Raw genomic sequence first — 2,995 nt, forward strand, 5'->3', positions numbered from 1 at the left:
CCCACCGACCGCCGGCCCCTTGCCGACACCACTGATACTCCCGTCGGGGAGGGGCCCCACGGCAGAGCGAAGAATCCCGACTCCCGCAGGACAAATGTCCTGAGCGCCGAGACAGGGGGTGACGACTGACCCCGGCGTCCCCCGAATGGCCGGTGGTACAGGAAAGGGGTCCTCACCCATATGCCGCAAAGCGGGAGTTATTGGCGCTATGGAATGCCAATCAGTGTGTACGTTCAGTCCGGTAAGCGGATCGGAGAGATCCGCCCTCTCCGGGCCCAAGCGCCGCGTACGAAGGGCACTCCTGAGGCAGCCCCGGCCGCGCCACAGCGGCCCGGACTGAGTCCGCGTACCTGGTGGGTGAGGGGAGTTGTGTGTCCATGGCGGATGTCGAGTCGACCGGTGGTGGGTGTCTGGGGGGACGTGCGGCCGATTTCTGGTTCGTACTGGGGACGGGCCTGAAGGGGCGGGAACTGACGGGCCGTCTCGCGGAGGCGTTTTCCTCGGAGTTCGGCGACCGCTGTGCCGTGGTGTGCAGCAAGGATCTCCTGATGGCTGTGCGGGGCGGTCGGCTGACGCTGTTCGACCTGGACGGGTGCGAACTGGCCCCGCCGAAACTCGCGTATGCGCGGGTGTGGACTCCCGCGGTGCGCACGGACCGCGAGATCACACTGCTGCGGCACCTGGAGGCGATGGGAACCGTTCTGCTGAACCCGGTCGATGCGGTGCTGGCGTGTCTGAACAAGTTCTGGCACCTGCAACAGCTCGCGCTGGCGGGCCTTCCGGTGCCCGACACCTGGACGTACGCCGATGCGCCGCTGGCGGAGGCGATCCCCGCGGGGGCGCCGCAGCCGTGCGTCGTGAAGGCGGTGCAGGGCCACCGCGGCGAGCAGGTGTTCCTGGCTCCCCACAGGGCGATGCTCCAAGGCATTCAGGGCAGCCTCAGCCAGGACGGCCCGTACCTGTTCCAGGAGTACCTGGAGTATTCGTACGGGCGCGACCTGCGCGTGATCGTGGTCGACGGGCGCGCGGTGGCGGCTCAGGTCCGTACCGCGCCGGAGGGGGACTTCCGGTCCAACCTGGCGCTGGGCGGGACCGCGCGCATCTGCACGGGCCGCTACCCGCAGGGCGAGGCGCTTGCCGTGCGGGCCGCGGAGGTGCTGGGCCTGCGGGTGGCCGGGGTCGATCTGCTCTTCGCGCCGGGCGGCGGCTTCACCCTGTGCGAGGTCAACGCCAATGTCGGCTGGCGCGCCGTGATGCCGGGCGTCACCCCTGCCGTCGTGGCGGCCTGCCGGGCCCGTCTGGGCGCGGCAGCCCAGAAGGTGCCTGCCGCCTGGTGAACACCGACGCCTCGCCTGCCAGGAGATGGACGCTGCCCCTGCCGCCCCGCCCGTCGCGGCGCTGGCCCCTGCTGAAGAGCCCCAACTTCCGGCTCTTCGCCCTGGGCCAGACGGCCTCCAACACCGGAACGTGGATGCAGAAGGTGGCCCAGGACTGGCTGGCTCTGGAGTTGTCGCACGGTGACGGGACCGTGCTCGGCATCACCACGGCCCTGCAGTTCCTGCCGCTGCTGGTGCTCGGCCCCTACGGCGGCGTCCTCGTGGACCGGTATTCGAGGCGGCGGACCTTGATGGCCACCCAGGCGGTGATGGGCGCGGTCGCGCTGGCTCCCGCAGCCCTGGTGGTGACGGGCACGGTCAGTCTGGGCGCCCTCTACGTCCTGGCCCTGACGTTCGGGCTGACCATGGTCGTCGAGAAACCGGCCCTTCAGGCCTTCATCGCGGAATCCGTCGCCCCTGGTCAGCTGGTCAGCGCCCTGGCCTTCAACAGCGCCGTCCTCAACCTCGCTCGCATGGCGGGTCCCGCGCTGGCCGGCCCCCTCATCGTGGTGTGCGGCCCGGCACCCGCGTTCGTGGCCAACGCCCTGTCGTACCTGGCAGTGATCGTCTGCCTGCTCCGCATGAACCCCCGGTCCCTGAACCCGGGCCCGCCCACGACACGCGCGGCCGGTCAGGTGCGGGCAGGGCTGCGTTACGTCAGCGACCGCCCCGATCTCGCGCGGACGCTGGTCCTCGTCGCGGTCGTCGCCGCGTTCGGCATGAACTTCCAGATCACCACCGCCCTCATGGCCACGCACGTCTACCGGGCGCCGGCCGCCGCCTTCGGACTCGGCAACGCGGCACTCGCCGCGGGATCCGTGCTCGGCTCCCTGCTCGCCGTCCGCTACCAGCGGCCCAGCGGCGGCCACATGGCGGCTGCGGCGACCGTCTTCGGCGTCCTCGAAGTGGCAAGCAGCCTGATGCCCGGTCACCTCGCCTTCCTGCTGATGCTCATCCCGACGGGTACGGCGCTGCTCGTGTTCCTGACCGCCGCCAAGGCCCGGCTCCAGCTCGGCGTCAGCGACGACATACGGGGGCGGGTGATGAGTCTCTACATGCTGGCCTCACTCGGCACCACACCTCTGGTCGCCCCGTGCATCGGATGGCTCGCCCACGCCGCCGGTCCCCGTGCCGCACTGGTTCTGGGCGGAGCCGTCTCCGCGGCCGCGGCCGTCACCATCAGCGTGCTCCACCGCAGACCACCGGCCCACACGGGCAGCCGGCCCGCCGTCACCACGCCCGCTCCCGCACCCGCTCCCGCGCGGTGACGGTGCCTCTGCCGATTCGGGCACTGGAACATGCCAGTGCCCCCGTCCTCCTGGGGGCTGGAGGAGCGGGGGCTGCGGGCCGCCGGGGAAGTAGCGCTGGGCGGCGGGGGTCAGGCGGTCTTGAGCTGGGTGAGCTGGGCGGCTTGGGCGTGCTTGAGGGTACGGAGGATCAGCCACTGGTCGCCCCAGGCCATCGCCGTACCGATGACCGCCATCACGATGCCGAGGGTGAGCTGGCCGGTGGCCGCCCCGAGCGCGAGACCGGCGACACCGAGCCCGTACCGGATGACGAAGCGAACGGCCAGCAGACCGAGCGCCAGGAACCGGGTCCGCTTGTTCTTCCACAGCGAC

3 protein-coding genes are annotated in these 2,995 nt (G+C 71.0%); 2 read left to right on the forward strand and 1 reads right to left on the reverse strand.

Features of this window, described 5'->3' with window-relative positions; all coding sequences use genetic code 11:
• Positions 1 to 377 precede the first annotated feature (377 nt).
• Together ADK54_RS17175 and ADK54_RS17180 are read left to right on the forward strand one after the other, a co-directional pair.
• Entirely contained in the window at positions 378 to 1,337 is a 960-nt protein-coding gene (locus ADK54_RS17175) for a RimK family alpha-L-glutamate ligase (protein WP_053726522.1), read from the forward strand.
• Positions 1,334 to 2,644: an MFS transporter gene (locus tag ADK54_RS17180; RefSeq protein ID WP_199826985.1), complete on the forward strand. Its 1,311-nt coding sequence runs from the start codon at positions 1,334 to 1,336 to the stop codon at positions 2,642 to 2,644. The genes ADK54_RS17175 and ADK54_RS17180 overlap by 4 nt, the downstream gene beginning before the upstream one ends.
• A 110-nt stretch (positions 2,645 to 2,754) precedes the next feature.
• Here the strand turns inward: ADK54_RS17180 and ADK54_RS17185 are convergent.
• On the reverse strand, positions 2,755 to 2,995 hold a 241-nt coding region (locus ADK54_RS17185), incomplete at its 5' end, for a hypothetical protein (protein WP_420717324.1).

This window comes from Streptomyces sp. WM6378, from assembly GCF_001279695.1.
Classification (GTDB): Bacteria; Actinomycetota; Actinomycetes; order Streptomycetales; family Streptomycetaceae; genus Streptomyces.